The sequence below is a fragment of the Dolomitihabitans soli genome (assembly GCF_022213955.1).
Lineage (GTDB): Bacteria > Actinomycetota > Actinomycetes > Streptosporangiales > Streptosporangiaceae > Streptosporangium_A > Streptosporangium_A soli.
In genome coordinates, this window is sequence record NZ_JAKNTW010000013.1 from 1 (window position 1) to 24,413 (window position 24,413).

The window sequence follows — 24,413 nt, forward strand, 5'->3', positions numbered from 1 at the left end:
TCCGCTCGACTTGCATGTGTTAAGCACGCCGCCAGCGTTCGTCCTGAGCCAGGATCAAACTCTCCAAAAAATGCTTGGAAACTTCACCTGGCTGACATAAATGTCAACCAAAGGAATCCGTCACAATAAACGTGACGGGGTTGTGCATCATGCACTGGCTTTTGAACACACTGTTGAGTTCTCAAGAAACGGACGCGTACACCCTCAAACCAGTTCCGGAGAACCAGCCCTCAGGGGCGCTCATTTCCTTGTTTCGATGTCCTTATTCTATTTCCACTCGCTGTTTTCAGTCAAATCAGCGGGTGTTCTAGAATTCGAACCGCCCCGTTTCCGGGACAACCCCTCTAACTTACCAGCCCATCTGAGTGGACGCGCACGAGTGCGCGTGTCAGCCGGATGGTCCGGTGGGAGAGAGAGGTGCGGTGCGGCTTGCTGTCACCCAGAGGTGATCACCGCGCTGCGTTAAGAACTCTAGCAGCCCTCCAGGGGTGCCAAGAGCAACACAGGTAACTTCCAAACCATTCCCTCCTCCAGGGACGGCCAAACATGGACAGAAGCAAGCAGACATCAAGCCGCTCGCAATCGCTCCCCGGTACGAAGTAGGCACGAGCTCTCTCCGTCCGTGGAGGTGTCCAACATGGCCCGCTCGGAGTTCGACGACATCCGCGCTCATCTCGCCGCCGCCGAGGCGACACACGCCGGCGACCTGCTTCAGGTCGCCCGGACGCTGCTGGAGGACCTGGAGCATGCGCGCATGAGGGAGGCGACCTTGCGCGCTTACTACCTTCGGCTGCTCACCGCCGCCCGGGCCACGGTCGCCGCCGAGATCACCGGCGCCACCGAGCCGACGACCTTTCTCAAGGACGAGCTCGCCAAGCGAGGGCAGCTCCCCGCCGAGGGGGAGGAGGTCCACCGCATCCTCTCGGACGCGCGGACCGCCGCCGCCCTGGTCGCCGCGCTGGAGCAGAGTCCGATGCGGACCCTCTCCCCCGGTGGCCGTGTCCATCGCTGCGCCGGCGTCAGCCGCTCCACGCCTAACTGATCTCTGCGGACGTATGGACGGGCCGAATGCCTGACCGATCTCCGCGCACGCACACGACCGTCGAATGCCAAGCTGATCCGCGCATGCGGAGCGGGTCGAATGCCGGGCTGTTCTCCACCCATGCGGAACGGTCGAGTGGGTGGGCGTTGACCTGCGCTTGGAACGCGGTCTGTGAGACTTATCGCATGTGGCAGCGGGGGCTGAACTGGGCCGCGGTCGCCCTGGTGGGAGTGTTCGGGGTGTTGTGGATCGGGGTGGTCGTCTTCGCCGCCGTGTCCACACCCATGTGGGTCCGCGCGCTCCAGGTGGGGTTCGGCTGCTTTCTCACCGGCTGGGCGGGGCGCCGCGCCGCCTGGATGCTCCGCCGTACGGCCGGCGACGCCTGACGCCGCCGGCCGCGCACAGACCGCGCCACGCACAGACCGCACCACGCACAGACCGCACCACGCACAGACCGTGCAAGAACAGACCGTGCACGCACAGGGCGGGCAAGAACAGGGCCGTAGCCCGCGGGCAGGATGTGAGTCGGGTCAGCGCATGACGTCGCTCAGCCGTACTCTCGCCCCGGTCCGCAGTACGGCGCGCTGGTAGATGCGGGCGCCGGCGAGGAGCACCAGCACGACGGCGACGATCATCAGGCCCCCGGCCAGGGCGATCTCCCAGAGCTGGACCTCGCCCACGGCCATCCGCACGGGCATGACCATCGAGGAGAACGGCGGGATCAGGGACAGCGTCCTGGCGACCGAACCGCTGGGATCGGTCACGGCGTAGAAGGCCACCAGGTAGGTGGCCATCAGCAGGGTGGTCATGGGGGTCAGCACGCTGCTGACGTCCTCCTGCCGGGAGACGAGCGCGCCGAACGCGGCGGCCATCGCGGAGAAGAAGGCGTACCCGAGCAGGAACCAGATCACCGCGCTGATCGCGATTCCGGTGATGCCTGGCGGAAGGTCGGTGGCCAGGCCGGTGACCAGGGAGGCGCCGAGTCCCGCGACGATGACGACGAGCAGGTTGACCAGGCCGAGCGCGCCCAGCCCGATGATCTTCCCGCCGAGCAGCTGCCATGGGCGGATCGAGGTGAGCAGGAGCTCGACGATCCGGCTGCCCTTCTCCTCGACGACTCCCATCGCCACCGAGGTGACGGAGGAGATGAGGAGGAAGAACAGGACGAGCACGATCAGGGTGGCGATGCCGGCGCGGACGCCCGCGTCACCCGCGACGGTGCTCACGGAGACCTCGGTGAGCGGCGGAACCCGCATGGCCTCGGTGACCTTGCCGGGATCGAGGCCGGCGGCGCGCAGCCGTTCCTCGGTCTGGAGCGCGCGGTGGGCGCTCTGCAGGAACAGGCCGAGCTGCTGGGAGACCTCGCCGTCGGCCAGCAGTTTCGTGCCGTCCAGCACGGCGGCGTCGAGGTCGCCGTCGGCCAGCGCGGCGCGGGCGGCGGCCTCGTCGGGCAGCTTTCGGAAGGCGACCTCGGCCTGCTCGGCCTCGGCCAACGGCTTGACGGCGGTCTCGAAACCGGCCGAACCGGCGCCGACGACCCCGACCGTGTAGGAGTCGTTGCCGCCGAGGAGTTTGGGGATGAAGGCCAGCGCCACCACGAGCAGCGCGCTGACCAGGAGGCCGATCAGGAAGCCCTTGGTCCGCCCGCGCACGGCGATCTCCCGGCGCGCGACCAGCCAGACGTTGCTCATGCCACGGCCTCCCTGAAGATCTCGGTAAGGGTGGGCTGCTGCCAGCCGAAGTGCTCGACCGTTCCGGCCTGTACGGCGGCGCGCAGGATGGCCTGGTCGTCGCCGTCGGGGGCGAGCAGCACGTGCCTGCCGTTCTCGGTGCTGACCTCGCCGGGCAGGCCGTCGGCCCAGCCGGGCGTCGCGTCGCGGACCACGACTTTCAGGAGTCTGCGTCCCTCCCTGGCGCGCACCTCCTCGACGGGTCCGCCGGCGACCATCCGGCCGGCGGAGATGATGCCGACCGAGTCGCACAGCCGGTCGACGAGTTCGAGCTGGTGGCTGGAGAAGATGACGGGGACGCCCGCGGCGCACCGCTCGGCCAGCGCCTCGGCCAGCGCGTCGACCGCGATGGGGTCGAGGCCGGAGAAGGGCTCGTCGAGGATCAGCACCGTCGGCCGGTGGACGAGCGCCACCGCGAGTTGCACGCGCTGCTGGTTGCCCAGGGACAGCGAGTCGACCGTGTCGTCTCGCCGCTCGGTGAGGCCCAGGCGCTCGACCAGCTCGTCCGTGGCGGATTTCGCCGCCGGTCGGCTCATGCCGTGCAACCGCCCGAAGTAGTCGACCTGTTCGGCGACCTTCATCTTCTGGTAGAGGCCGCGTTCCTCGGGCATGTAGCCGAAGCCGCGTCTGGTCTCGTAGGTGAGCGGCTGCCCCTGCCAGCTCAGCTCGCCGGAGTCGGCCTCCAGCACCCCCATCACGATGCGCATGGTCGTGGTCTTGCCTGCTCCGTTGGCGCCCACGAATCCGAACATCTCGCCGGGCCGTACCGTCAGGCTGACGCCGCGGAGTGCCTCGGTGTCGCCGTAGCGTTTGTGCAGCGCCTGTGCCTCAAGCACCGGGTGCCCCCTCTGTTATCTGCCGTAGAACTTCGGTGTAGTCGCGAAAGGCTCTGCGTCCCTCGTCGGTGAGCGTCAGCCAGGTGCGGGCGCGTTTGCCCACGAAACCCTTCTCCACCCGCACGTAGCCGGCGGTTTCCAGGGTGATGATGTGTTTGGAGAGCAGGGAGTCGCTGACCTCGATCGTTTCCTTCAGGAACCGGAAGTCGGCCTTCTCCGCCGTGGCGAGCGCCGCCATGATCGACAGGCGGACGGGCGCGTGGATGATCTCGTCGAGCCCGTGGCGGGGGTGGGTCACCCCGTCACGTCCGCTGCGCGCAGCAGGCGCCAGGCCCCCCAGAGCAGCGGCGCGCTGGCCATGATCGCGACGGCCGCGGCGAGCGCCGCCCAACCCCCGCCCGGATCGCCGGGCAACACGAACATCGAGAAGAGCGTCGCCAACGTCACCGTGCCGAGATAGGCGGCCGCGACCGGCCACTGGAGTCGCATTGCCAGCCTGCTGTAGACGCCCTTGCGGAAGATGTACAGAAAGGAGCCTGCGACGAACGACCCCCAGCCCAGTATGGCGGCCGTCTGCACCGGGCCGGGCCCCAGGAGCATCGCCACCCAGTAGACGGTCGAGAGGAGCCCGGCGACGAGCATCCATCGCCCCACCCACCGGCTCGACCTGCGGACGTCGCCGCTTACCTGACTGATCCGCCGCAGGGCGTCGTCAGCGTTCAACCCGTTCACACTCAACAGGTTAACGAGTACTCAACTACCGTTCAAGTACTTGCAAAGCGCTACCCCAGGTACGGCGGCGCCACGCCCCAGCCCCAGCGGGGAACCGGCGCCTGCTGGAACGGCTTCGCGTCCGGCTGGGAGTTGGCGAAGGCCAACCGGGTGCCCCACTCGATGTAGCCGACGAAGGCGGCGCGGAACTCGGGATCGGCCGGCAGACCGACCTCGTCGGCCGCGTCGAGCAGCAGGGCGATCCAGCGGCGGCGCTGCCGTTCGGTGATCGCCTTGCCCACGTGCTGCCCGAGCATGTGGGCGTATCCGCCGCGTTCCCGGGTGTACCCGTCGGGCCCGCCGAAGACCTCGCCCAGCCACATGGCCACATATCGAGGGTGGGACGGGTCCATATGGGCGAAGATGGGTCCGATGACGTCGTCGTTCTTGACGTGGCCGTAGAAGACCTCGGTCAGCCGTTCCAGCGCCTCGGAGCCGCCCGCCCACTGGTAGATGGTCGGCACCGAGCCGCCCTGACCTCTGACGGGAGTGGGCCGGTGCCGGGATCGCTCCTCGACGAACTCGCCGGCCGGGTCCTCCGGCAGGTCGTCGGCAGTGGTCCAGCGGACGCGCAGGAGGAGGCGGGAGGGGTCGCCGGTGTCGCGGGTGAGCTCGAAGTCGACGCAGCGCGGCGACGCGGCCAGCTCCTTGGCGTGCCGCCGGTAGGCCTCCTCGAACTCCGCCATTCGCTCCGCCGGAACGTGATAGCGCACATAGTCGATGACCATCTGGCTCCCTAGTGTAATTATGTAATCGCACTATAGAGGAATGAAGCGATATCCCATGCCCGGTTCGGTGATGAGCTGGACGGGATGCGCGGGATCCGGCTCCAGCTTGCGCCGCAACTGGGCCATGTACTGCCGCAGGTAGTTGGTCTCCTTGAGATACGCGCTTCCCCACACGTCGGTGAGGAGCTGCCGCTGGCTGACCAGCTTGCCGGGATTGCGCACCAGGATCTGCAGCAGGTGCCACTCGGTGGGCGTCAGCCGTACGCCGCCCGAGACCGTCTTGCCCGCGAGGTCGACCACGTGCTCGCCGACCTGGACCTGGGACGGCTCCACCTCGTGCGGCGAGGTGCGGCGGGTGACGGCGCGGATGCGGGCCAGCAGTTCCTCGATGCCGAAGGGCTTCGTCACGTAGTCGTCGGCGCCCGCGTCGAGCGCCTCGACCTTGTCCTGACTGTCCGCGCGGCCCGACAGGACGAGGATGGGGACGGTGGTCCAGCCGCGCAGGCCGTGGATGACGTCCACCCCGTCGATGTCGGGCAGACCCAGGTCGAGCACGACCAGGTCGGGGTGCCAGTCGGCGGCCTGGCGCAGGGCGGCGCCGCCGTCACCGGCCACCGCCACCTCGTAGTGGCGGGCCACCAGGTTGATCCGAAGCGCCCGGAGGATCTGGGGCTCGTCGTCCACGACCAGGATCCTCGTCATGACGGCTCCGAGACGGGCAGGGTGATGATCATGGTGAGCCCTCCTCCTGGGGTCTCGTCGGGGACGAGCGTGCCGGCCATCGCCTCCACCAGACCGCGCGAGAGGGCCAGGCCGAGTCCGACGCCCGTGTGGGTGGTGCGGTCGCCGAGCCGCTGGAACGGCAGGAACACCTGCTCGTACACCTCCCGGGGGATACCCGGCCCCCGGTCCACCACCCGTACCTCCACCTGCCTGCCGTGCGTGCTGGCGGTGAGCAGGACCCTGCGTCCGGGCGGGGTGTAGCGGACCGCGTTCGACATCAGGTTGACCAGGACCCGTTCGAGCAGCGCCGGGTCGGCGACGACGTCGGGCAGGTCGGCGGGGATGTCGGTCTCGACCAGGCCGTCCACGTGGCCGAGGTCGTCGACGGCCCAGGGCACGACCTCCTCCAGCGAGGTCGGCAGCAGGTCCGCGCCGAGCACCCCCGCCTGCAGGCGGCTCATGTCGAGCAGGTTGGCGACCAGCCGGTCGAGCTTGACCAGCGACTCGTCGGCGGTGGCCAGCAGTTCCTCGACGTCCTCGGGCGACCACTCGATCTCGCTGCCGCGCAGGCTCTCCACCGCCGCCCTGGCCGAGGCGAGCGGGGTTCGCAGGTCGTGCGAGACGGCGGCCAGCAGCGCGGTGCGCATCCTGTCCGCCTCCGCCAGCGGGCGCACCCGGTCAGCCTCCACACGGAGCCGCTCCTGGCGCAGGGCCACCGCCGACTCCGCCGCGAACGCCTCCAGCACCCGCCGGTCCGACGCTTCGAGCAGCCGCCCCCGTACGGCGAGCGCCAGGTCGTCGTCCACCGCGACGTCCGTGTCCGCCGCTCCCGGACTGGTGCAGGGCGGGCCGCCCGCGCTGCCGACGATCCGCCACGCGTCGGGCTCGCCGTGATCGTCGGGGGCCGGCTCGGCCCGGCGTTCCAGCAGCGTGACCGAGACCAGGCCGAAGGTCTCGCGCAACCGCTCCAGCAGCGACGGCAGCGCCGACTCCCCCCGCAGCACGTGCCCAGCCAGCGTGGAGAGCACCTCGGCGTCCGCGGTCGCCCGCGCCGCCTCCCGGGTACGGCGGGCGGCGACGTCGACCACCGCGCTCACCATCATCGCCACCAGGATGTAGACGGACAGCGCCAGCAGGTTCTCCGGCTCGGCGATGGTCAGCGTGCGCACCGGCTGCGTGAAGAACCAGTTGAGCAGCCCGAACCCCCAGAACGCGGCGAACACCGCCGGCCGCATGCCGCCCGTGACGGCCGCGCCGACCACCGCCAGCAGGAAGAGCAGGATCTCCAGGTCCAGCCGGAGCGTGTCGTGGAAGGGCAGCAGCGCCGCCGCGAGCAGCGGCATCCCGGCCAGGGCCAGCACCCACCCGCTGATCCGCCGGGTCCGGGTGAGGGCGGCCCGCGAGGTGCCGAGCCGGGACCCCCTGCTCACCTGTTCGTGGGTGATCATGTGAACGTCGATCGGACCCGACCGGAGGGTGGTCGTCACGCCGACGCCCGGCGCGAAGATCTGCGCGAACCTGCCCCGCCGCGACGCGCCCAGCACGAGCTGGGTCGCGTTCACCCCCGCCGCGAAGTCGAGCAGCGCCCGCGGCACGTCGTCGCCGATCACCTGGTGGTAGCTGCCGCCCAGGTTCTCGACCAGGGCGCGGTGCCGTACCAGGCTCGCGGGGTCGGCGCCGGTGAGCCCGTCGGCCCGGGTGACGTGTACGGCGAGCAGATCGGCGCCCTTCGAGCGGGCGGCGATCCTGGCGGCCCGCCGTACCAGGGTGTCGCCCTCGGGGCCGCCGGTGAGGGCGACGACCACCCGCTCGCGGGCCTCCCAGGTGCGGGCGATGTCGTGGTCGGCGCGGTAGCGGTCGAGCTGCTCGTCGACCTTTCCGGCGAGCCAGAGCAGCGCCAGCTCGCGCAGCGCGGTGAGGTTGCCGACCCGGAAGTAGTTGTGCAGGGCGGCGTCGACCCGCTCCGGCAGGTAGACGTTGCCGTGGGCCATCCGGCGGCGCAGCGCCTCGGGGGCCATGTCGACCAGTTCGACCTGGTCGGCCCGCCGTACGACGCCGTCGGGGATCGTCTCGCGCTGGAGGACGCCGGTGATCTGCTGGACGACGTCGTTGACGGACTCCAGGTGCTGGATGTTGACGGTGGAGACGACGTCGATGCCGGCGTCGAGCAGCTCCTGGACGTCCTGCCAGCGCTTGGCGTTGCGGGAGCCGGGCACGTTGGTGTGCGCCAGCTCGTCGACGAGGGCCACCTCGGGCGCGCGGGCCAGGACGGCGTCGAGGTCCAGTTCGGTGAGCGTGATCTCCCGGTGGGTGTGCGTCCGCCGGGGGACCGTTTCGAGGCCGTCGAGCAGCTCCGCCGTACGGGGACGGTCGTGGGTCTCGACGAAGCCCACCACGACGTCGGTGCCCCGCTCCAGGCGGCGGCGGCCCTCGCTCAGCATCGCGAAGGTCTTGCCGACGCCGGGAGCCGCGCCCAGGTAGACGCGGAGCCGCCCGCGTGGCATCTACGATCACTCCTTGTCACGGGCGATGTCGAGCTCCAGTACGTCGACGCCGGGCTCGCCCATGTGACCAAGGCTACGACCGGTGGCGTTCTCCTCGACCGGCCGCCTGACCTGGTCCACCGGCGGCCGCCCGGATGCGCCTGCCGGTCGACGCCGATCACTGAGCCGGGCCCGGTGTCCGGGGCGCTCAGATGACCTCGCGCAGCAGGGCGGGATCGGCGTTGCCGCCCGAGACGACCGCCACCGTCGTGCCCGCCGGGGTCCGGCCCGAGAGGAAGGCGGCGGCGGCGACGGCTCCGCTCGGCTCCGCGACCAGACGGGCGGACCTGGCCATGCGGCCCATCGCGGCACGGATCTCCTCCTCACCGACCGTGACGATGCCGTCGAGCCGGTCGCGCAGATGGGCGAAGGTCAACTCGGAAAGGCCGCCGCGCAGGCCGTCGGCGACACTGCGGAAGGTCAGCTCGGGCGACCACGACACCAGGTGACCGGAGGCGAGGCTCTCCGCGGCGTCGGCGGCGAGCTCCGGTTCGACGCCGATGACGGTGACCCGGGGATCGAGGGCCTTGATCGCCGAGCTGACCCCCGAGGCCAGCCCGCCGCCGCCGATCGGCACCAGGACGACCTCGACGTCCGGCACGGCGTCCATGATCTCCAGCCCGATCGTCCCCTGCCCGGCGATCACCGCGAGATGGTCGTACGGCGGGATGAGGGTGAGCCCGCGCTCGACCGCCAGCGCCTCGCCCCGGGGGATCCGCTCGGCGGGCGGCACCAGCACCAACTCGGCCCCCCATCGCCGGATCCCCTCGGCCTTGACCTCGGGCATCCCCTCGGCGGCGAACACCACGCACGGCACGCCGTACTCCCTGGCGGCGTAGGCGAGGGCCTGGCCGTGGTTCCCCGAGGAGTAGGTGACCACGCCGGGCGGCCGGAGGGAGACGACGGCGTTGTAGGCGCCCCGGATCTTGAACGAGCCCACCTGCTGCAGGTTCTCCGCCTTCAGCAGGCAGCCTTCCCACGGCACCAGGGGGGTGGTCAGCGTCACCGGCGTGATTCGGTCGGCGGCCGTGCGGATGTCGTCGATCGTCACGAGTTCCATCAGGCCATTCTGCCTACGGAACCGAGATGAGCACGTCAGACAGCGGCTTTCTGGTCAGATCTGGCACTTCCGCGTGATCGGCGGCATATCCGACGGGGAACAGGATGTACGGCCGTTCGTTGCCCGGCCGCTCGCAGATCTCGCTCAGGAAGGCCATCGGGTTCGGCGTGTGGGTGAGCGTGGACAGCCCCATGGTGTGCAGGGCCGTGATGAACAGGCCGCAGGCGATCCCGACGCTCTCGTTGACGTAGTAGTTCTTCCGCCGGGAACCGTCGGGCAGCACGCCGTACTTCTCCGCGAAGCACACCACCAGCCAGGGCGCCACCTCCAGGTAGGACTTGTCGGAGGTCGTCTCCAGCGGGGCCAGCGCCTCCCGCCACTCGGGCGTCAGCCTGCCGCCCTCGTAGTTCTGCCGTTCCTCGGCCTCGGCGGCCTCTCTGATCCGCCGTCGGGTCGCCGGATCGCCGATGACGGCGAATCTCCACGGCTGCTGGTGCGCCCCCGAAGGCGCGGTGCCGGCCGCCATGACCGCCAGTTCGACGCATTCGCGGGGCACCGGATCGTCGCTGAAGAACCGGACGCTTCTTCGCCGGTCGAGCGACTCGAAGAACTCCCGGCCGCGCGCGATCATGTCAGCCTCGGGGTAGCGGGACTGGACGTAGGGGACGAAGGGATACGTGTGCTCCATGAGATCCGTATTGTCGGCAGCGCCATCGATCTCGACAACGGGGGCCCGTCAGTACTGTCAGATAGACAGTCTTCTCACTGATTGGGTGGCAGAAATGCCGGCACGTCGTATCGGCCTGGACGAACTCGACCTCCGGCTGCTCCGGATGGTCCGCGACCGCCCCCGCAGCGGACTGCTGGAGATCGCCCGCCTCCTCGGCGTGGCCCGCGGCACCGTCCAGGCCCGCCTCGACCGGATGACCGCCGACGGCGTGATCATCGACTACGGCCCGAACCTGTCCCCCGCCCGCCTCGGCTACCCGGTGCAGGCGTTCACCACGCTGGAGGTCGAACAGGCCTCCCGCGCGGACATCGCAGCCGCCCTGCACACCGTCCCCGAACTGATCGAGGCCTACATCGTCACCGGGCCCGGCGACGTCTGGTGCCGCGTCGCCGGCCGCGACCACGAGCACATCCAGCAGGTCGTCGACCGGATGCTGACCATCCCCGGCGTACGGCGCAGCACCACCGTGATCACCCTCTCGAACGTGGTCCCGCACCGGGTCCAGCCCCTGGCCGAGGCCCCGCCCACCGGTTGACCGCCGGGCGGGACGGCCAGTCGTCTGCCGGAACCGGCCGCTATTTCCGGCCATTTCCGCTTTTCGCCTGTGTGCCGCGCTTGGCGACCGACATCGCGCCCGCACATCCGAGCGAAAACTCTTAGCCAGCTCGGGATAAAAGCGAGAAAAGCGACCCCTCCGGCATTTCGCCCCGATAACGACCAAAGGCCCGGCCCCGTTTCCGGAGGCCGAGCCTTTGACGTGAAATTCTTTGGTAGCGGGGGCAGGATTTGAACCTGCGACCTCTGGGTTATGAGCCCAACGAGCTACCGAACTGCTCTACCCCGCGTCGTTGTTATGTCTTAAGACTACACCCTCCACAGGGTGCCCCGTACGGTTCCACCGCGTCATGCCGCCGGCGAGTGGCCTGGCACGGTAGCCCCGGTGGCGCAGCAGCTCGACGGCGCGCGGTGAGACCACGCAGTAGGGCCCCTGGCAGTAGGCGATGATCTCGACGTGAACAGGCAGTTTGCCGAGTTCCTCGCGGAGCCGGCTCTCCGGCAGCGACACCGCGCCGGGCAGATGGCCGGCGGCGTACTCGGCGCTCGAACGGACGTCGAGAATCATGGTCTCCGGATCGTCGAGCCGGGCTCGCAGCTCCTCGGCCGTCACCGGCTCCAGGATCGCGGGGTCGCCGAGATGTTCGGCCACCGCGCCGCGAAGGTCGGCCAGCCGCTCCTCCGCGAAGTCCTGCAACCGGCCGAGGAACTCCGACACCTGGCGATCGGCCAGCCGGTAACGGACCCGGGTGCCCTCCTTCGTGGCGGTCACCAGGTGCGCGGCTCGGAGCTGCTGGAGCTGGGCGGAGGTGTTCTTCAACGGCACACCCGAAGCCTCCGCCAGCTCCTCGACGGTGTGCTCCCGCTGGTCGAGCAGGTCGAGCAGACGGAGACGCACAGGACTGGCCAGGACCTTGCCGATCCTGGCCAGCTCGGCGTAGATCGATTCCTCGGCGAAAGGCACCGGGTCACACCTCCCCGCGCAGGTGCTGGATGTATCGCTCTGCGGAGCTGTGCACCACGCTCTCGGCGTCGTGCCGCAGGATGGGGGTCCACCAGCCACCGTAGATGCGGTCGAACCGGTACGGCCGGACGGCGGCGACGACTCCGCGCACGTCGCGCTCGGGGAGGGGCAGCCGGTTGGGCGCGCTCCACACGAACGTGATCCGATCCTCGCCGGGGGTCACGAAGATGGTGTCGCCGCTCAACAGCACCCCCTTGCCCTGCGCCCCCTGTGACCAGTGCACGACCGCGCTGCCGGGGAAGTGGCCGCCGCACTGGATCAGCGTCACGCCGGGAAGCACCTGGAGGGTGCCCGACCAGGTCTTGACGGCCGGGTCGGGGCGGGTGAGCCAGGACGCGTCGGCCTCCGGCAGCAGGATCTCGGCGTCGAAGGCCCGGCTCCACTCGACGATGGACCCGTAGAAGTGCGGGTGACTGGCGCTCACCGCGCGCAGCCCGCCCAGTTCAGCGACCTGCTCGATGGCGCGCTCGTCGACGAAGCCCGACGGATCCCACAGCAGGTTCCCCTCGGGCGTGCGGATCAGCAGGGCACGCTGGCCGATGGCCACCTGCGGGGCCGCCCCGATCCCGATCAGATCCGGCTCGACCTCCCGCACGTCGCTGCGGTGCCCGGCCGCCGCGAGCTCCGCCAGCGTGGTCCACCGTGGGCCGCCGGGCGGCACCCACTGCCGCTCGTCGGCGCAGATGACACAGGACTCGGGTGGCGACTCCGACTCTGGGTAGTGGTTGGCGCACGTCGCGCAGATCCAGGCCGGCATGTTCATCACCTTTTCTATGGATCTTTAGAATAACAGTTCACTCGGAGCGCACGTCAAGACCCATCGCGGTGGCGATCACCACGGCCTGGAGGGGGTCGACGATGGCTCCGCGCAACTCCACAGCGTGGGGGTCGAGCGCGTCGAGGTTGCTCCCGCGCAGGTCACAGCGGGTGAAGTCGACCTTGGTGAGTGAGGCCGCCGACAGGTCGACCCGCTTGAGGGTGGCTTCCTGGAAGCGTGCGCCGGCGAGATCGGCCTCGCGCATCCTGACGTCGACGAAGGACGCGCCGTTCAGGTTGGCCCTCGGCAGCCCGACGAAGGACCAGTCGCCGCCCTCGACCTTCAGCAGGTCGAAGGTGCAGCCGTCGAATCTGCTGCCGACGAGCTTGCAGCCGGTGAAGGCCGCGTCGAAGAAGTCGCACCTGGTGAAGACGCAGTTCTCGAATGCGGCGTCGACGTGCGCGGACACGTTGAACCGGACGTGCCGGAAGACGCACTCATGGAACCGCGCCCCCCGGTTCGTCACCTCCGTCATGTCCACGTTCACGAAGGCGACCCGGTCGTGACTCTGGCCCGACAGGTCGTCGCCGCCCCAGTCCTCGGAGTCGACGGTCGACCGGGGCTCGGGGTCGGGCACGCCGTACTTGCGATCAGCCATTCGTCGCACCTTCGGGTCAGGGGCCGGGAGGACTGCCACGCTAACCGTTCCCCAAGGTCTTACCTTCATACGGTGATGGACCCGTAATCGAATGACTCCCCTGCGTCACAATCGGTCGCGTGTGCAAACCAATACGTCGATCCGTCGCCCCGCTCATCGGACTGTTCGGCCTGCTGGCCTCCGGTTGCGGCGCAGGCGGCGCGGCGGCGGTCGGATCCGGGGAGAAGTCGCAGTCCTCGGGTTCGGCCGCCGCCGCAACGAAGTGGACCCCAGAGAAGGTCAGCGCTCTCTTCCTCGATGCGGCCGGGGCCGGGCTGACGGGAGGCAAGAGCCATACCGTCCCGCAGGGCACCATCGACAAGATCATCTTGTGCGTGCCGTTGAACCCCCTGAAGATGCCGACCGTGCCGGTCGAAAAGACTCATTCCACGACGGGCCAGGAGAGCGGCGTCGCCGGCAAGGGCAGGATCGTGCAGGAGGGCTGGGTGCTTCCGGACGAGGCCAAGGCGACCGAGCTGTCGAGACAGATCGACAGCAAGATGTCCGAATGCCGCTATTCGGGGTCGACCCAGGCCCTGTTCGACAAGGACGTCCGCGTCGACAGCTCCTCGACCACCCATGCCTACCCGCGTGACGAGTTCGGCTGGCAGGGTCACCGCATCGAGCAGACCATGGCGCTCGACCGCAAGCGCAACTCGGTCAGCACCGAGCTGCTCGTCCGGCGGGGACCGGTCATCCTCAGGCTCCACTACATCAACTACACGCCCAAGACCGCCGAGCCCGAGCTGCGCTCACAGAACCTGTCCGTCCTTCGCAAGGTTCTCGCCCACCCGGCGTGAACGAACCCCTCGCCCCGGTCTCCGGACCTCCGCTGGCCGGGGCATGTCTCACCGAAGGCTCGTTCGGCGAACGTCCTGCTGCCCCGAGCCGGTCAGACCCGGAAATCGGCCAGATCGACGAGCGCCTGATCGAGCCTGGCGGCGACGCCCTGCTGGAGGAGCCGGCCGAAGATCGGGTCATCCGCACGCTCCCGGATGCCCTCGGCGTGGGCCTTCACCCGTCCCCGGACCACGTCCAGCAGTTCCGCCGGTCGTCCCGCCCAGCCGTACGCGTCCAGGAGCCTGCGGAACCGGAGCGGCCGGGCGGCGAAGTCCGTGAACCCCTCGGCGACCACCACCGACCGGGCGTGCAGCGGCACCCAGCTGAAGGCCACGAACGCCAGATCCCATTCCGGGGTCACCGGCCCGGCGAAGTCCCAGTCGAAGAACCCGGCCAGCCGGCCGTCCCGGCGCACCGCGTTGTACGGCGCGGCGTCGTTGTGACCGATGATCAGCCCGGGAGCCCATCGGCCACCCTGCCGCCACACCGCCTCCGGCGAGGGGACGAAGTCCGCGACCGCGTCATGGTAGGCGCGCAGCCAGCGGGCCACCTCGTCCAGCGTGCCGGCCGCGTGTACCCAGGCAGGCCACGGCTTGGCGCTGCCCACCGTCTCCCCCTCCAGGTAGGACAGCACCTCGCGTCCCTCCCCGTCGAACCCCAGCGGCCGCGGGGCCCCCGGGAAGCCCTTGGACTCCAGATGGGCGAGAAGGTCGTGCACGGCCGGGGTCCACTCTCCGGTGACGCGGCGGACCGTGTCCCCCACCCGCACCGCTCCATGGGTGTTGCCACCGTCCAGCCGCTCTTCATCCATCAGAGAAGGGTGACATAGACCGATATCCAGCCACGATCCGTTTTTGGCGGATCGTCTGCCGCGTCAGGACTCGGCGGGAGGCGTGGCGGTGTACGCGGCCGTGGTGCGGGCCTCGGCTTCCCGGGCCTCGGCCTCGGGGGAGCCGGCGGCGATGCTCGCGTCGCCCCAGTGCCGGCTGCTGAGCGTCATGAACTGCCTGCCCTCGTCCGAGGCGGCCCAGGCGGCGATCTCCTGCGGGTCCACGGCCTCGGCTCCGGACAGGTGGATGGCCAGGCCCATGAGACCCATGTCCCAGCCGACGCCCACCGCGCCGGGGCCGAACTCGGTCCATCGCTCGTCGTCGACATGGGCGACGTGCTCGAGCTCGAACCGGGTCCCGCCCTCCGGGTCGGCGGACAGGCGGACCTCGATCCAGCTCACCTCGCCGCCGTACTCCCAGGTGGCGGCGAAGCTCTTGGGCGGATCGCAGCGCTCGATCGTCCCCTCGGCGTTGCCCTCGAACCGATAGCGGCCGTGTAGCTGCAGATCGCCCGAGATCGGGAGGAACCAGCGGGGGATGCGCTCGGGATTGGTACAGGCGTCCCAGACGTCGTCGACGGTGGTGTCGTAGGTCTGGCTGATGGTCAGGACACGTGCCTCGCCCGCTTCAAGGACGCGGTTGCCGATCTGCCGTCGAACGGCGTTGATCTGCCCGGATACGTCGATCACGGAGTTCTCCTCTGGTCTGGTTCGTTGAGGCGGCGCGCTCGCTTGCCCCTGGCCAGCTCGGTGCCCAGCGCGTCCAGGTGTGGTGTCCAGAAGCGGCGGAAATGATCGAGCCAGGCGTCGATCTCACGCAACGGGTCGGCGTTCACCATGTAGAGCCGCCTGGTTCCTTCAGGCCGCACGCTGGCGAAGCCGCTGTCGCGCAGCACCTTGAGATGCTGCGAAACGGCCGGCTGGGTAATGCCGAACTCCTGCTGGATGACGGCGCACACCGCCCCGGAGGTCATCTCACCGCCGGCCAGCAGTTCGAGAATCCTGCGTCGCACGGGATCGCCGAGCACATCGAACGCATGCACGACGCGACAGTATCAACCATCGCTTATATAAGCAAAGCCGATCATTGACCCTGTGGGCAGCGCGGCGGCGGGTCGCGGGTCACCCGCGGGAGCCCCAGGACAGCCCGGGACAGGTCGGGACAGCCCCCGGACAGCAGGACGCCGCCGCACGACACCCGCCGCGCGAGGCGACGGAGTACGGCGGCGGCGTCCCAGCTCACATGGCGCCGACCATCCGGTCGATGAGCTGAGAACGGATCCGGCCCGGCACCTGCGGAGCAAACCGTTCGAGATAGGAGTCGAGATGGCCGGTGTGATCCCAGAGGAACGGGAGATCGAAGGGGAGCATCGCGCGAATCGCCAGCAACGGAATCGGGGAGCGTAACGGCCGGAACTTCTCGTTCCAGAGACCGGGCTCGGCACAGGTGGGATGGAACTGCCCGATCATCAGCCCGTCGGCGACATAGGCCTCCTTCATACCCCTCTGCAGATCGTCCAGCTCCGTGGAATCACCGTGGTCGAGTCCGGGGAGCACCACGATGAAGGTCAGCAGTTCCCGGCTGGAGTCGGGCAGTTCGGCGGCCATCTCGTGAAAGCGCACCCGGAACGCGGACAGCACCTCACCGATCCGCCCGATGTCCGCCACATCGTCCTGGACCGCCAGATAGAACAGGTCACGCCGTAACGAGGGGGCGCTGAACGGGCAGACGGGCCCGTTACGGCCCAGATCTGGATGGCTCGTGGTGAGAAACCGGCGGCTCCAGTCCAGGATCTCCCGCAGTTCCGGCAGACGAGGATGGTCGAAGCCCATGGTCACCTCGGCGGCGGACCACAGACGCGGTTCAGAAGTCATTCGGATCCCGCCACATCGGCCGCAGTCGGGGACCACCGGGAATCACGATCTCGGGCCCATGAGGCTCGAACCCGAACTGACGCGACACCGCCTCCCCACCGGGAGAGCTGGCCTCCAGGTAGGCCGGAACGCCGTCACGGTCGCAGCCCGCCAGCACCTCTCGCATCGCCATCGACGCGAGGCCGGTGCGTTGCCGATGCGGGGCCACGGCGGCGAAGCCGAGGTAGAGGTGCCGGGGCGCGGCCGGATGGTGGGCCTCCTGAAGCCGGATGATGGTCATCAGCGCGTCGGCGTACTCCCCAGCCGCCGCGCGCAGCCGTACGGTGAAGTCCGCGCCGGGGTCCTTCGCGCCGGGCGGGGTCGACAGCACGACGATTTCCTGGTCGTCCGTGGTGAGCGCGCCGCCCTGAGCCAGCGCGAGATCGAGGAACACGCGGAAGAAACCGGGAAGGATCTGCCGTCGCCGATGGGGATCGGGGAAGGCCCAGACGGTTAACGCGTCGTCGTAGAACGACTCCGCGAGGAGCGCGGTCAAAGGGCCGGCATCGGCACGGGTCGCCTGTCTGAGGGTGATGACGGAACTGGACAAGGTTTACTCCTTCCGCCGGCAAGCTCCTCAAGACGGTTGTGGAGGGGCTCGAGATAATTGCCGGACTCGGGTTTGATCAGGACACTGCGAAGAATGCGAGCGGATCTGGCGTCTCCCATCAGCCGCGGATGACGCCCGAGGAACGCGCGGTCGTCCACTCGCAACGCGCTGACGTACACGGGGTCGGCACTGGTCATGCCCTCGTTCAGCACTCGGGCGGTCGCGGCGTCGATACCGGTCAACGACGGCTCGGACGGGAAGTAGGTGACGATGTCGAGTTCCGGCGGCTGGAACAGCGTCAGGTGGCGGGAGGTCCGCAGCAACACGGCCCAGCGGCGCGCCGCCTGCAGACCGGGCAGCAGGACGCTGCCGAGCCCGTCCGGCGTCGCCGGAAGCATTCGGAGGGTGAGCCAGAGCGCCGCCGCCGCCGCCCCGGAACGTGAGCACTCCAGGCTGATCTCACCGAGGTGCAGATCGCTGGCGGTGAAGTAGGTGTACGGCGAGTCGTGCAGGTAGTGCCGGGCCACCCCCGGATCGGGGAACAACACCGCGCCGCAGCCGTACGGCTGGAGCCCGTGCTTGTGGGGATCGACCACGACCGAATCGCAGGACGCGATCGCCTTCCACGGGCGCGGATCGAAGAGACCGTGGTCGGCCAGCAGGGTGAAGAATCCGCCGTAGGCGGCGTCGACGTGCAGGCGCACGCCGTACCGTTCCTTCAGCGCCAGGGCTTCGTGGATCGGATCGACCGCGCCCGTCCCCGTCGTGCCCGCGGTGAGCACGACGGTGCCGATGCGCTCGGTGCGGAGCAGGGTCTCCAGCGCGTCGAGGTCCATCCTGCCCTGCAGGTCGACCGGCACGCTGTGCCCCTGCACGCCGAGCACGCGGCACATTCGGGCGTGGGTGAAATGGCTGTCCGCGCTGTAGGCGATTCCCGCGCCCGGATGGCTTTCACGGGCCACGAACAGGGCCTCCAGATTGCCCATCGTCCCGCTGGTCGTGAGATGTCCGAGGTGGTCGGGGAAACCGAACATGCCCGCGAGTTGGGCGATCACCTCCCGTTCCATGTCGGTCGTCGCCGGGCCGCCCTCGCGGGCGTGGTTGTTGGGGTTCACGAGCATCGCGGCGAGATAGCCGACGACCGCCACCGGGTGCGGCGGTTTCACCATCTGCCCCACATAGCGCGGGTGGAAGAACGGATAGTTGTCCTGGAGTCGCCTGGTGAAATCGGCGAAGGCCACGCCGAACCGCTCGTCGTCGACGTGATTGACCGGATGAGAGGTGAACGGGCCGAATCCGTCGCGCCATTCGTCCACCGCCTCGACCGCACGGCCCAGCCAGTACTGGAGATCCATCGCTGTACAGCCCCTTTTCAGCCCGCGCGTTCGAAAGCCGGCTTCATCGGCGTGGCAGAGTCGAGAATGGTGAATCGGCAGGCTTGCCGCTCTTGACGATGGCGGCGTGACGCCTCCTCGATTCTCAGGCCATCGGAGATTCTTCCCGGTGCATGCGCACGACAAGTTCGATCGAAATCCAGACTGCCATTGTCCGGGCATTTTGACACCGAGGAGATAGCCGAAGTCATTCATCCGCCCGCGGGAATGAGCAGGGCCCTGGGCACCGGCTTTCCGGTGATCAGGGCCCTGGTGGCGGCGCTGTTCGGCCTGCTGTTCGGCAGCGTGTGCGAGGGAGGTGGAGGGCGACGCGCCCGACCCCGGCGACCGGAGCCACCTCTGTCACAGACCTCCGGCGATCTCCCTCAGCGCGGCGAGATGCCGCTCCAGCACCGTCCGGCCGGTCTTGGTCAGGGACAGATAGGTGCGCGGACGGTTCCCCACGAAGGTTTTGCGCATCTTCACGTAGTCGGCGTCCACCAGGATCGCGAGCTGCTTCGACAACGCCGAGTCGGTGATCTCGATCGCGTCGCGGAGCACCTTGAACTCCGCCTCGTCGACTCCGGACAGCGCGGCGACTATGGAGAACCGGATCGGCATGTGGATGACATTGTCCAGCGACTTGCGTGGATGGGTCATGGCTTGCTCTTACGGCTGTTCCGCACTTTCAGGTTCAGATAACCCACGAGGAAGAACGGCAACGCACAGAGGAACGCCCCCGGCAGCCACCACCACAGCTCGCCGGGAAAGACGACCCTGCCGACCACCACGACCACCGAATAGGCCGCCCCGCCGAGCGGCGTGATGATCGAGTAAAGAATGCGATTTCCCCGCGGCACCACAGACTGCATGGCCGTGAAAATGATCAGAAACAGCAGCGGCACAAGAAGTATGACGAATGCCGGGCTCGGTCCCGACTGAGTGGCCATCAATCCGTAGGTCATCGTCATGACGAGCATCACGAGGCCGAGCCCGAATATCGCCGCCACATGCCATTGCTTCGTGGCGCCGTCGCGCATCCGCGCGTTCAGTGAGTCGGCGGCATCGAGTGCCTCCTGGGCTGCCAGCTTGTCCATCGCAGCACTTCCCTTCGTTGCCTGCCAGGCTAACAAGTACTTTCCGATGCGGCAAGTACTTGCCTAGCCGTCCTCTGGCCCCGTGACGGGTGGAATGGCTGGCTGAACCCGGGCCTCAGTGTTCGCGGGAGGGACGTAGCACGGCCTTGCCTAGCCGTCCTCCTCTGGTCCCTGTGACGTGCGGACTGGCTGGCTGAACCGGGGGCTCAGTGTTCGCGGGAGGGGCGTAGCACGGCGCGGAGGGCCTCCGTCTGCTGCCGCCAGAATTCGCGGGAGACGCCGGCTTTGTGAAACACGCGGTCGAAAGCGTGGAACGCGCCCGGGACGACGTGCAGGGCACAGGGGACTCCGCTGTCGTTCAACCGCCGGGCGTAGGCGACGTCCTCGTCGTGGAAGAGGTCCAGCGTGCCGACACCGATCCAGGCGGGGGGCAGGCCGTTCAGCTCCTCGCGTCGCGCGGGCGCGGCATAGGGGGAGACGTCGGCGCCGCCGGGTGCTCTGCCCAGGTACGCCGACCACCCGAACCTGTTGTTCCGCGGGCGCCACAAGCGCGTGTTCCGGGTCTCCATATCGGTCCGCAGCACCGTGCGGTCGTCGAGCATGGGGTACAACAACAGCTGGAAGACAGGGGCGACCTCGCCGCGATCGTGCGCGAGCAACGCGAGCGCGGCAGCGAGTCCTCCCCCTGCGCTGGCACCGCCGATCGCGATGAGTTCCCGGGCGATCCCGCGGGATTCGGCGTTCGCGAACAGCCAGCGAAGACCGGCGTACACGTCCTCCGTGGCGGCCGGAGCCGGATGGTCGGGCGCGAGCCTGTAGCCCACCGCGGCGACCGTGATGCCGAGTTCGCGGGCCATGGCGATACTCCGGCTTTCGTCCTGCTGTGGGCTGCCCAGGATGAATCCGCCGCCGTGGATCCAGAACAGGGCCGGCGCTCCCCCTTCCACCGCTTTGGGCCGGTAGAGACGAAGGAGCACGGGTGGTTGACCAGGCGGTCCGGGGACCATCACGTTCTCGATCAGCATGTCGTCGGGGGCGGGCTTCGGCCGTACCTTCGCACGCTGCAACATGCGGGTGACGCGCCGCCCGACGGGCGGCGCCGGCAGGAACCTGGCCAGGCGCAGCTCAGGGTGAAACGCCGACACGACCACTCCTCGCTGTCGCTGGAATTCGGACTTGTATCAGCGCTGGCAGGGCAACCGCAAGCCACGACGGGGCCGGCGGCAGCTGACTATCCGCCGGTCTGGGACAGCGTGAGGTACGCGGTCGTCAGGTCTCCAGGATCTCCTGGCCACGAGCGTACTTCTCGGTCGGCAGAAAGCCGACCTCCTCCAGCACCACCGGCCGCTGAGTCCCGCTCACCGAAATCGGCTGCGGAGTGACACACGGCCTTGCGGTCATAATCTGGACAAACTAAAAGGGCCCTGATCTCCGGTTTCCCGGTGATCAGGGCCCTCCTTGGTAGCGGGGGCAGGATTTGAACCTGCGACCTCTGGGTTATGAGCCCAGCGAGCTACCGAACTGCTCCACCCCGCGTCGGTGTGTGTTTAAAGACTATCGGGGGTACGGGGTGGGCGCAAATTGAATGGACTAGGAGCTCGGGACCGGCGTGGGCGTGGCCGAGCCGGTCGGGGCGGGTGAGCCCGTCGGCGTGGCCGAGGGCGTCGGTGTGGTGGTCGGGGCCGGGGTGGGCACCGCGGCGGGCTTGGACTCCTGGAGCTTGTTGAGGGCGTCCTGGAGGCGCGCCTGGGCCTTGCCGTACTCGACCCAGTTCGGCGGGTCGGCGGTCAGGGCCTTCTGGGCGTCCTCGTACGCCTTCTTCGCCTCGTCGATGGCGCTGGTCAGCGCGGCTCCGGTGTTGGTCTCCGCCGGGGTGTTCGGTTTCTGCTCGGTCTCGGTCTCGGTGTCGGCGGGAGCGTTGCCGAAGACCTGCTTCAGCGCGCCCTCGAGAGTGTCGTGCGAGCCGACCTTGTTGCCGTACGACACCAGGACGCGGCGCAGGATGGGATACGGCTCCTGGCCGGAGGCGGCGGCGGTCTGGACGTAGACGGGCTCGATGTAGACCAGGCCGTTGGCGAAGGGCAGCGTGAGCAGGTTGCCGTAGCGGATCTGCGCGTTGCCCAGGCCGAGCAGGTTGAGCTCACCGGAGAACTTGTTGGTGAAGTTGTTCTGCACCTGTCCGGGGCCCGGGATGGTGGTGTTGGACGGCATGCGCAGGATGCGCAACTTGCCGTAATCCGGGCCGGGGGTCGCGTTGACCGACATGAAGGCCGCGAGGTTCGGCCCCTGGCGGGGGACGAACGTCGTGGTCAGCGAGAAGGACGGCTGCGACGCGCCGGGCATCTTGACCGACAGGTAGTACGGCGGCTGCTTGACGTCGCCGTCGCGCAGGGACGGGTCGTTGGGGACGTTCCAGAAGTCCTGGCCGCTGTAGAAGGCGTTGGCGTCCTGGATGTGATACTGCGAGAGCAGGTCGCGCTGGACCTTGAAGAGGTCTTCCGGGTAGCGCAGGTGCGAGCTCAGGTCCGGGGACATCGCGGACTTCGGCTTGACGATGTTCGGGAAGGCGCTCCGCCAGGTCTTCAGGACCGGGTCGGTGTCGTCCCAGGCGTAGAGGTTCACGGTGCCGTCGTGCGCGTCGACCGTCGCCTTCACCGAGTTGCGCATGTAGTTGATCTCGTCACGGGGCTGCTGGGCGATGGCCCGGGTGTCCGTGGCGGTGTCGCGGACCATGTCGCCGAGGCTCTTGCTCTGCGAGTAGGGGTACTCGTTCGACATGGTGTAGCCGTCGACGATCCAGACCACCCGGCCGTCGACGATCGCCGGGTAGGGGTTGGCGTCCATCTGCAGGAACGGCGCCACCTTGGCGATCCGCTCACGCGGGTTCCGCACGTAGAGGATCTTCGAACCGGCGTTGACGTCGCCCGACAGCAGCATGTTGATCTCGCTGTACTTCGCGGCGTAGAGCAGCCGGTTGAAGAAGGAGCCAATGGGAACGCCACCCTTGCCCTGATAGGTGGTGTTCTGCTGGCCGGTGCCGCCGCTCTCCGGATAGTCGAGCTCCTGCGGCCGCTGCGGGTCGCCGCCGCCGGCGATGACGTATTCCGTCGAGGAGCTTTCGCCGTAGTAGATCCGGGATTCCTTCAGGCCGGTTCGCTCGACCAGGCTGCCGGTGACCGGCATGTCCTTGGCGTCGAAGTCGGGCAGGCCCTCGGAGTCGACCTCGTTGCCCGGTGCGGCGACGATGCCGTAGCCGTGGGTGTAGACGAGGTGCCGGTTGATCCAGTTGTCCTGCTCAGAAGGCGGCCCGGTGAGCTGGCGGACTCCCACGACGGTGTCGCGCATCTGACCGTTCGGGTCAGGGTAGCGGTCGACGTCGAGCTGGTCGGGGAAGTCGTAGTAACCGCGGATCCGCTGCTTCTGCTGGTAGGTCTTGGAGACCAGGCTCGGGTCGAGGAGGCGCACACCGGAGATCGAGCTGTCGGTGCTCACGTCGACCTTGTTCGGATCGCCCTGAGCGTTGTAGTCGATGACCTCGCTCTTGTCGATGCCGAAGGCTTTCCTGGTGGCCTCGATGTTGCGGGTGATGTAGGAGGCTTCCCTGGCCTGCTGGTTGGGCTTGACCTGGAACTGCTCGACCAGCGCCGGATAGACGCCGCCGATCAGCACGGCCGAGAGCACGAGCAGGCCGAAGGCGACACCGGGGAGCATGCCGCCGCGCCGTACGACGCCGGCGAAGAACAGCGCGGCGCAGATGAGGGCGATGATCGCCAGAATGGTCTTGGCCGGGAGCACCGCGCTGACGTCCGTGTAGGACGCGCCGTGCCGGAACCCACGGTCGGAGAAGACCAGACCGTAGCGGTCGACCCAGTAGGCGATGGCCTTGAGCAGCACGAAGACGCCCACCAGGACCGACAGGTGGGCGCGGGCCGCGCGGGAGGCGTGCACGCCGGGTGACTGCAGGCGGAAACCGCCGTACAGATAGTGGACGATCGCCGACATGACGGCCGATATCACCACGGCCGTGAACAGGAACGTCAGCACCATCCGCAGGAACGGATAGGTGAACATGAAGAACGACTTGTCCATGTCGAACAAAGGGTCGGTCTCGTTGAAGGACGTTCCGTTCACGTACTGCAGCCAGGTCCGCCACTGCCCCGCGAGCGGTGAGCCCGAGAACAGCGCCAGCACGCCCATGCCGACCAGGAAGATCATCTTCCGGTGCGGGTCGATGGCCATGCGATAGCGGTCGGCGCCGCTTGACCCGCCGAACATGGCAGGGCCGAACATGGGCCGCGTCCGGAAGGCCAGCACCATGTTGCCGCCGACGATCGCGACCATCAGGATCGCGCCCACCAGGAACAGCAGCACCTGGGTCAGCAGCACAGTGGAGAAGACCGACGAGTAGTTCACCGCGTCAAACCAGAGATAGTCGGTGAACACGCCGGAGAACATGAAGAAGAGCGCCACGAGGGCCACGATCGCGATCACGACGGGCAGCAGGAGGCGCGGCCGGCGGGGCAAGCGCATCGCCCTGCCGGATCCGGGGGTCCGGAAGCTCAAGGCCAACCCCTTGTCTTAAGAGCAACGGTCCGTGTCTGGCAACCTACACCG

General features: G+C 68.5%; 26 protein-coding genes, 2 tRNA genes and 1 rRNA gene. 4 read left to right on the top strand and 25 right to left on the bottom strand.

Annotated elements, in window-relative coordinates:
- Positions 1–70, bottom strand: a 16S ribosomal RNA gene (locus MBA17_RS25250); the annotation flags it as partial.
- A 567-nt stretch (positions 71–637) separates the two neighbouring features.
- Between MBA17_RS25250 and MBA17_RS25255 the strand changes: the two genes are divergently transcribed.
- The gene (locus tag MBA17_RS25255) at positions 638–1,042 is read left to right on the top strand and encodes a hypothetical protein (RefSeq protein ID WP_238499056.1); all 405 of its coding nucleotides are present in this window, start codon (positions 638–640) and stop codon (positions 1,040–1,042) included.
- 185 nt (positions 1,043–1,227) lie between these two features.
- Positions 1,228–1,428, top strand: coding sequence for a hypothetical protein (locus tag MBA17_RS25260; protein WP_238499057.1), 201 nt, complete (start codon positions 1,228–1,230; stop codon positions 1,426–1,428).
- A 144-nt stretch (positions 1,429–1,572) separates the two neighbouring features.
- Here MBA17_RS25260 and MBA17_RS25265 read toward each other — a convergent pair whose 3' ends face one another.
- From MBA17_RS25265 to MBA17_RS25305, 9 genes are all read right to left on the bottom strand, one after another.
- Positions 1,573–2,733 carry an ABC transporter permease gene (locus tag MBA17_RS25265; protein WP_238499058.1) on the bottom strand — a complete coding sequence of 387 codons (1,161 nt, stop codon included), beginning with the start codon at positions 2,731–2,733 and terminating at the stop codon, positions 1,573–1,575.
- Positions 2,730–3,608: an ABC transporter ATP-binding protein gene (locus MBA17_RS25270; protein WP_238499059.1), complete on the bottom strand. Its 879-nt coding sequence runs from the start codon at positions 3,606–3,608 to the stop codon at positions 2,730–2,732. The genes MBA17_RS25265 and MBA17_RS25270 overlap by 4 nt, the downstream gene beginning before the upstream one ends.
- The gene (locus MBA17_RS25275) at positions 3,601–3,906 is read right to left on the bottom strand and encodes a winged helix-turn-helix domain-containing protein (RefSeq protein WP_238499060.1); all 306 of its coding nucleotides are present in this window, start codon (positions 3,904–3,906) and stop codon (positions 3,601–3,603) included. Before MBA17_RS25275 ends, MBA17_RS25270 begins: the two co-directional genes overlap by 8 nt.
- Entirely contained in the window at positions 3,903–4,340 is a 438-nt protein-coding gene (locus tag MBA17_RS25280; RefSeq protein ID WP_238499061.1) for a hypothetical protein, read from the bottom strand. Before MBA17_RS25280 ends, MBA17_RS25275 begins: the two co-directional genes overlap by 4 nt.
- A gap of 50 nt (positions 4,341–4,390) precedes the next feature.
- On the bottom strand, positions 4,391–5,107 hold the full coding sequence (locus tag MBA17_RS25285; protein ID WP_238499062.1) for a group II truncated hemoglobin: 717 nt from the start codon (positions 5,105–5,107) through the stop codon (positions 4,391–4,393).
- Positions 5,108–5,137: 30 nt separating this feature from the next.
- Complete coding sequence (locus MBA17_RS25290; protein ID WP_238499063.1) at positions 5,138–5,809, bottom strand: response regulator; 672 nt, start codon at positions 5,807–5,809, stop codon at positions 5,138–5,140.
- Positions 5,806–8,334 (bottom strand): DUF4118 domain-containing protein, encoded by a 2,529-nt coding sequence (locus tag MBA17_RS25295; protein ID WP_238499064.1) that lies wholly within the window; start codon positions 8,332–8,334, stop codon positions 5,806–5,808. The genes MBA17_RS25290 and MBA17_RS25295 overlap by 4 nt, the downstream gene beginning before the upstream one ends.
- 187 nt (positions 8,335–8,521) lie before the next feature.
- Entirely contained in the window at positions 8,522–9,433 is a 912-nt protein-coding gene (locus tag MBA17_RS25300) for a threonine ammonia-lyase (protein WP_238499065.1), read from the bottom strand.
- A 13-nt stretch (positions 9,434–9,446) separates the two neighbouring features.
- The gene (locus MBA17_RS25305; RefSeq protein WP_238499066.1) at positions 9,447–10,121 is read right to left on the bottom strand and encodes a nitroreductase family protein; all 675 of its coding nucleotides are present in this window, start codon (positions 10,119–10,121) and stop codon (positions 9,447–9,449) included.
- A 94-nt stretch (positions 10,122–10,215) separates the two neighbouring features.
- On the opposite strand from MBA17_RS25305, the gene MBA17_RS25310 reads away from it, so the two are divergent.
- A complete protein-coding gene (locus tag MBA17_RS25310; RefSeq protein WP_238499067.1) occupies positions 10,216–10,698 on the top strand; it encodes an Lrp/AsnC family transcriptional regulator in 483 nt (160 codons plus the stop codon).
- A 233-nt stretch (positions 10,699–10,931) separates the two neighbouring features.
- Here MBA17_RS25310 and MBA17_RS25315 read toward each other — a convergent pair.
- The 4 genes from MBA17_RS25315 to MBA17_RS25330 form a co-directional block, all read right to left on the bottom strand.
- A tRNA-Met gene (locus MBA17_RS25315) sits at positions 10,932–11,008 on the bottom strand.
- On the bottom strand, positions 10,999–11,682 hold the full coding sequence (locus tag MBA17_RS25320) for an ArsR/SmtB family transcription factor (RefSeq protein WP_238499068.1): 684 nt from the start codon (positions 11,680–11,682) through the stop codon (positions 10,999–11,001). Before MBA17_RS25320 ends, MBA17_RS25315 begins: the two co-directional genes overlap by 10 nt.
- Before the next feature lie 4 nt (positions 11,683–11,686).
- Entirely contained in the window at positions 11,687–12,499 is an 813-nt protein-coding gene (locus tag MBA17_RS25325; protein ID WP_238499069.1) for an MBL fold metallo-hydrolase, read from the bottom strand.
- Between the two features lie 37 nt (positions 12,500–12,536).
- Positions 12,537–13,157, bottom strand: a complete 621-nt coding sequence (locus tag MBA17_RS25330) for a pentapeptide repeat-containing protein (RefSeq protein WP_238499070.1) — start codon at positions 13,155–13,157, stop codon at positions 12,537–12,539.
- A gap of 119 nt (positions 13,158–13,276) precedes the next feature.
- Between MBA17_RS25330 and MBA17_RS25335 the strand changes: the two genes are divergently transcribed.
- Positions 13,277–13,996, top strand: a complete 720-nt coding sequence (locus MBA17_RS25335; protein ID WP_238499071.1) for a hypothetical protein — start codon at positions 13,277–13,279, stop codon at positions 13,994–13,996.
- A 92-nt stretch (positions 13,997–14,088) separates the two neighbouring features.
- Here the strand turns inward: MBA17_RS25335 and MBA17_RS25340 are convergent, their stop codons facing one another.
- The 11 genes from MBA17_RS25340 to MBA17_RS25390 all read right to left on the bottom strand — a co-directional run bounded on the left by MBA17_RS25340 (position 14,089) and on the right by MBA17_RS25390 (position 24,329).
- On the bottom strand, positions 14,089–14,847 hold the full coding sequence (locus tag MBA17_RS25340; RefSeq protein WP_238499072.1) for a phosphotransferase: 759 nt from the start codon (positions 14,845–14,847) through the stop codon (positions 14,089–14,091).
- 63 nt (positions 14,848–14,910) lie between these two features.
- Positions 14,911–15,555 carry an SRPBCC family protein gene (locus MBA17_RS25345; protein ID WP_238499073.1) on the bottom strand — a complete coding sequence of 215 codons (645 nt, stop codon included), beginning with the start codon at positions 15,553–15,555 and terminating at the stop codon, positions 14,911–14,913.
- Entirely contained in the window at positions 15,552–15,908 is a 357-nt protein-coding gene (locus MBA17_RS25350; RefSeq protein WP_238499074.1) for an ArsR/SmtB family transcription factor, read from the bottom strand. The genes MBA17_RS25345 and MBA17_RS25350 overlap by 4 nt, the downstream gene beginning before the upstream one ends.
- A gap of 196 nt (positions 15,909–16,104) precedes the next feature.
- Entirely contained in the window at positions 16,105–16,740 is a 636-nt protein-coding gene (locus tag MBA17_RS25355) for a DUF6875 domain-containing protein (protein ID WP_238499075.1), read from the bottom strand.
- Complete coding sequence (locus MBA17_RS25360) at positions 16,730–17,329, bottom strand: GNAT family N-acetyltransferase (RefSeq protein WP_238499076.1); 600 nt, start codon at positions 17,327–17,329, stop codon at positions 16,730–16,732. Before MBA17_RS25360 ends, MBA17_RS25355 begins: the two co-directional genes overlap by 11 nt.
- Positions 17,272–18,684, bottom strand: coding sequence for a pyridoxal phosphate-dependent decarboxylase family protein (locus tag MBA17_RS25365; protein WP_238499077.1), 1,413 nt, complete (start codon positions 18,682–18,684; stop codon positions 17,272–17,274). The genes MBA17_RS25360 and MBA17_RS25365 overlap by 58 nt, the downstream gene beginning before the upstream one ends.
- Positions 18,685–19,065: 381 nt before the next feature.
- Complete coding sequence (locus MBA17_RS25370; protein WP_238499078.1) at positions 19,066–19,362, bottom strand: winged helix-turn-helix domain-containing protein; 297 nt, start codon at positions 19,360–19,362, stop codon at positions 19,066–19,068.
- Positions 19,359–19,799 (bottom strand): hypothetical protein, encoded by a 441-nt coding sequence (locus tag MBA17_RS25375; protein WP_238499079.1) that lies wholly within the window; start codon positions 19,797–19,799, stop codon positions 19,359–19,361. Before MBA17_RS25375 ends, MBA17_RS25370 begins: the two co-directional genes overlap by 4 nt.
- Before the next feature lie 206 nt (positions 19,800–20,005).
- Positions 20,006–20,944, bottom strand: coding sequence for an alpha/beta hydrolase (locus MBA17_RS25380; protein ID WP_238499080.1), 939 nt, complete (start codon positions 20,942–20,944; stop codon positions 20,006–20,008).
- 314 nt (positions 20,945–21,258) lie between these two features.
- A tRNA-Met gene (locus tag MBA17_RS25385) sits at positions 21,259–21,335 on the bottom strand.
- A gap of 54 nt (positions 21,336–21,389) precedes the next feature.
- Positions 21,390–24,329, bottom strand: a complete 2,940-nt coding sequence (locus MBA17_RS25390; protein WP_455432862.1) for a UPF0182 family membrane protein — start codon at positions 24,327–24,329, stop codon at positions 21,390–21,392.
- Between the last annotated feature and the right edge of the window lie 84 nt (positions 24,330–24,413).

Bases quoted from the DNA above. Each gene is read 5' to 3' on its own strand.
- MBA17_RS25295 (WP_238499064.1), bottom strand. From the start codon at position 8,334: ATGCCACGCGGGCGGCTCCGCGTCTACCTGGGCGCGGCTCCCGGCGTC.
- MBA17_RS25260 (WP_238499057.1), top strand. From the start codon at position 1,228: ATGTGGCAGCGGGGGCTGAACTGGGCCGCGGTCGCCCTGGTGGGAGTG.
- MBA17_RS25370 (WP_238499078.1), bottom strand. From the start codon at position 19,362: ATGACCCATCCACGCAAGTCGCTGGACAATGTCATCCACATGCCGATC.
- MBA17_RS25375 (WP_238499079.1), bottom strand. From the start codon at position 19,799: ATGGACAAGCTGGCAGCCCAGGAGGCACTCGATGCCGCCGACTCACTG.
- MBA17_RS25285 (WP_238499062.1), bottom strand. From the start codon at position 5,107: ATGGTCATCGACTATGTGCGCTATCACGTTCCGGCGGAGCGAATGGCG.
- MBA17_RS25390 (WP_455432862.1), bottom strand. From the start codon at position 24,329: ATGCGCTTGCCCCGCCGGCCGCGCCTCCTGCTGCCCGTCGTGATCGCG.
- MBA17_RS25340 (WP_238499072.1), bottom strand. From the start codon at position 14,847: ATGGATGAAGAGCGGCTGGACGGTGGCAACACCCATGGAGCGGTGCGG.
- MBA17_RS25255 (WP_238499056.1), top strand. From the start codon at position 638: ATGGCCCGCTCGGAGTTCGACGACATCCGCGCTCATCTCGCCGCCGCC.
- MBA17_RS25305 (WP_238499066.1), bottom strand. From the start codon at position 10,121: ATGGAGCACACGTATCCCTTCGTCCCCTACGTCCAGTCCCGCTACCCC.
- MBA17_RS25355 (WP_238499075.1), bottom strand. From the start codon at position 16,740: ATGACTTCTGAACCGCGTCTGTGGTCCGCCGCCGAGGTGACCATGGGC.
- MBA17_RS25290 (WP_238499063.1), bottom strand. From the start codon at position 5,809: ATGACGAGGATCCTGGTCGTGGACGACGAGCCCCAGATCCTCCGGGCG.
- MBA17_RS25300 (WP_238499065.1), bottom strand. From the start codon at position 9,433: ATGGAACTCGTGACGATCGACGACATCCGCACGGCCGCCGACCGAATC.
- MBA17_RS25265 (WP_238499058.1), bottom strand. From the start codon at position 2,733: ATGAGCAACGTCTGGCTGGTCGCGCGCCGGGAGATCGCCGTGCGCGGG.
- MBA17_RS25310 (WP_238499067.1), top strand. From the start codon at position 10,216: ATGCCGGCACGTCGTATCGGCCTGGACGAACTCGACCTCCGGCTGCTC.
- MBA17_RS25330 (WP_238499070.1), bottom strand. From the start codon at position 13,157: ATGGCTGATCGCAAGTACGGCGTGCCCGACCCCGAGCCCCGGTCGACC.
- MBA17_RS25365 (WP_238499077.1), bottom strand. From the start codon at position 18,684: ATGGATCTCCAGTACTGGCTGGGCCGTGCGGTCGAGGCGGTGGACGAA.
- MBA17_RS25325 (WP_238499069.1), bottom strand. From the start codon at position 12,499: ATGCCGGCCTGGATCTGCGCGACGTGCGCCAACCACTACCCAGAGTCG.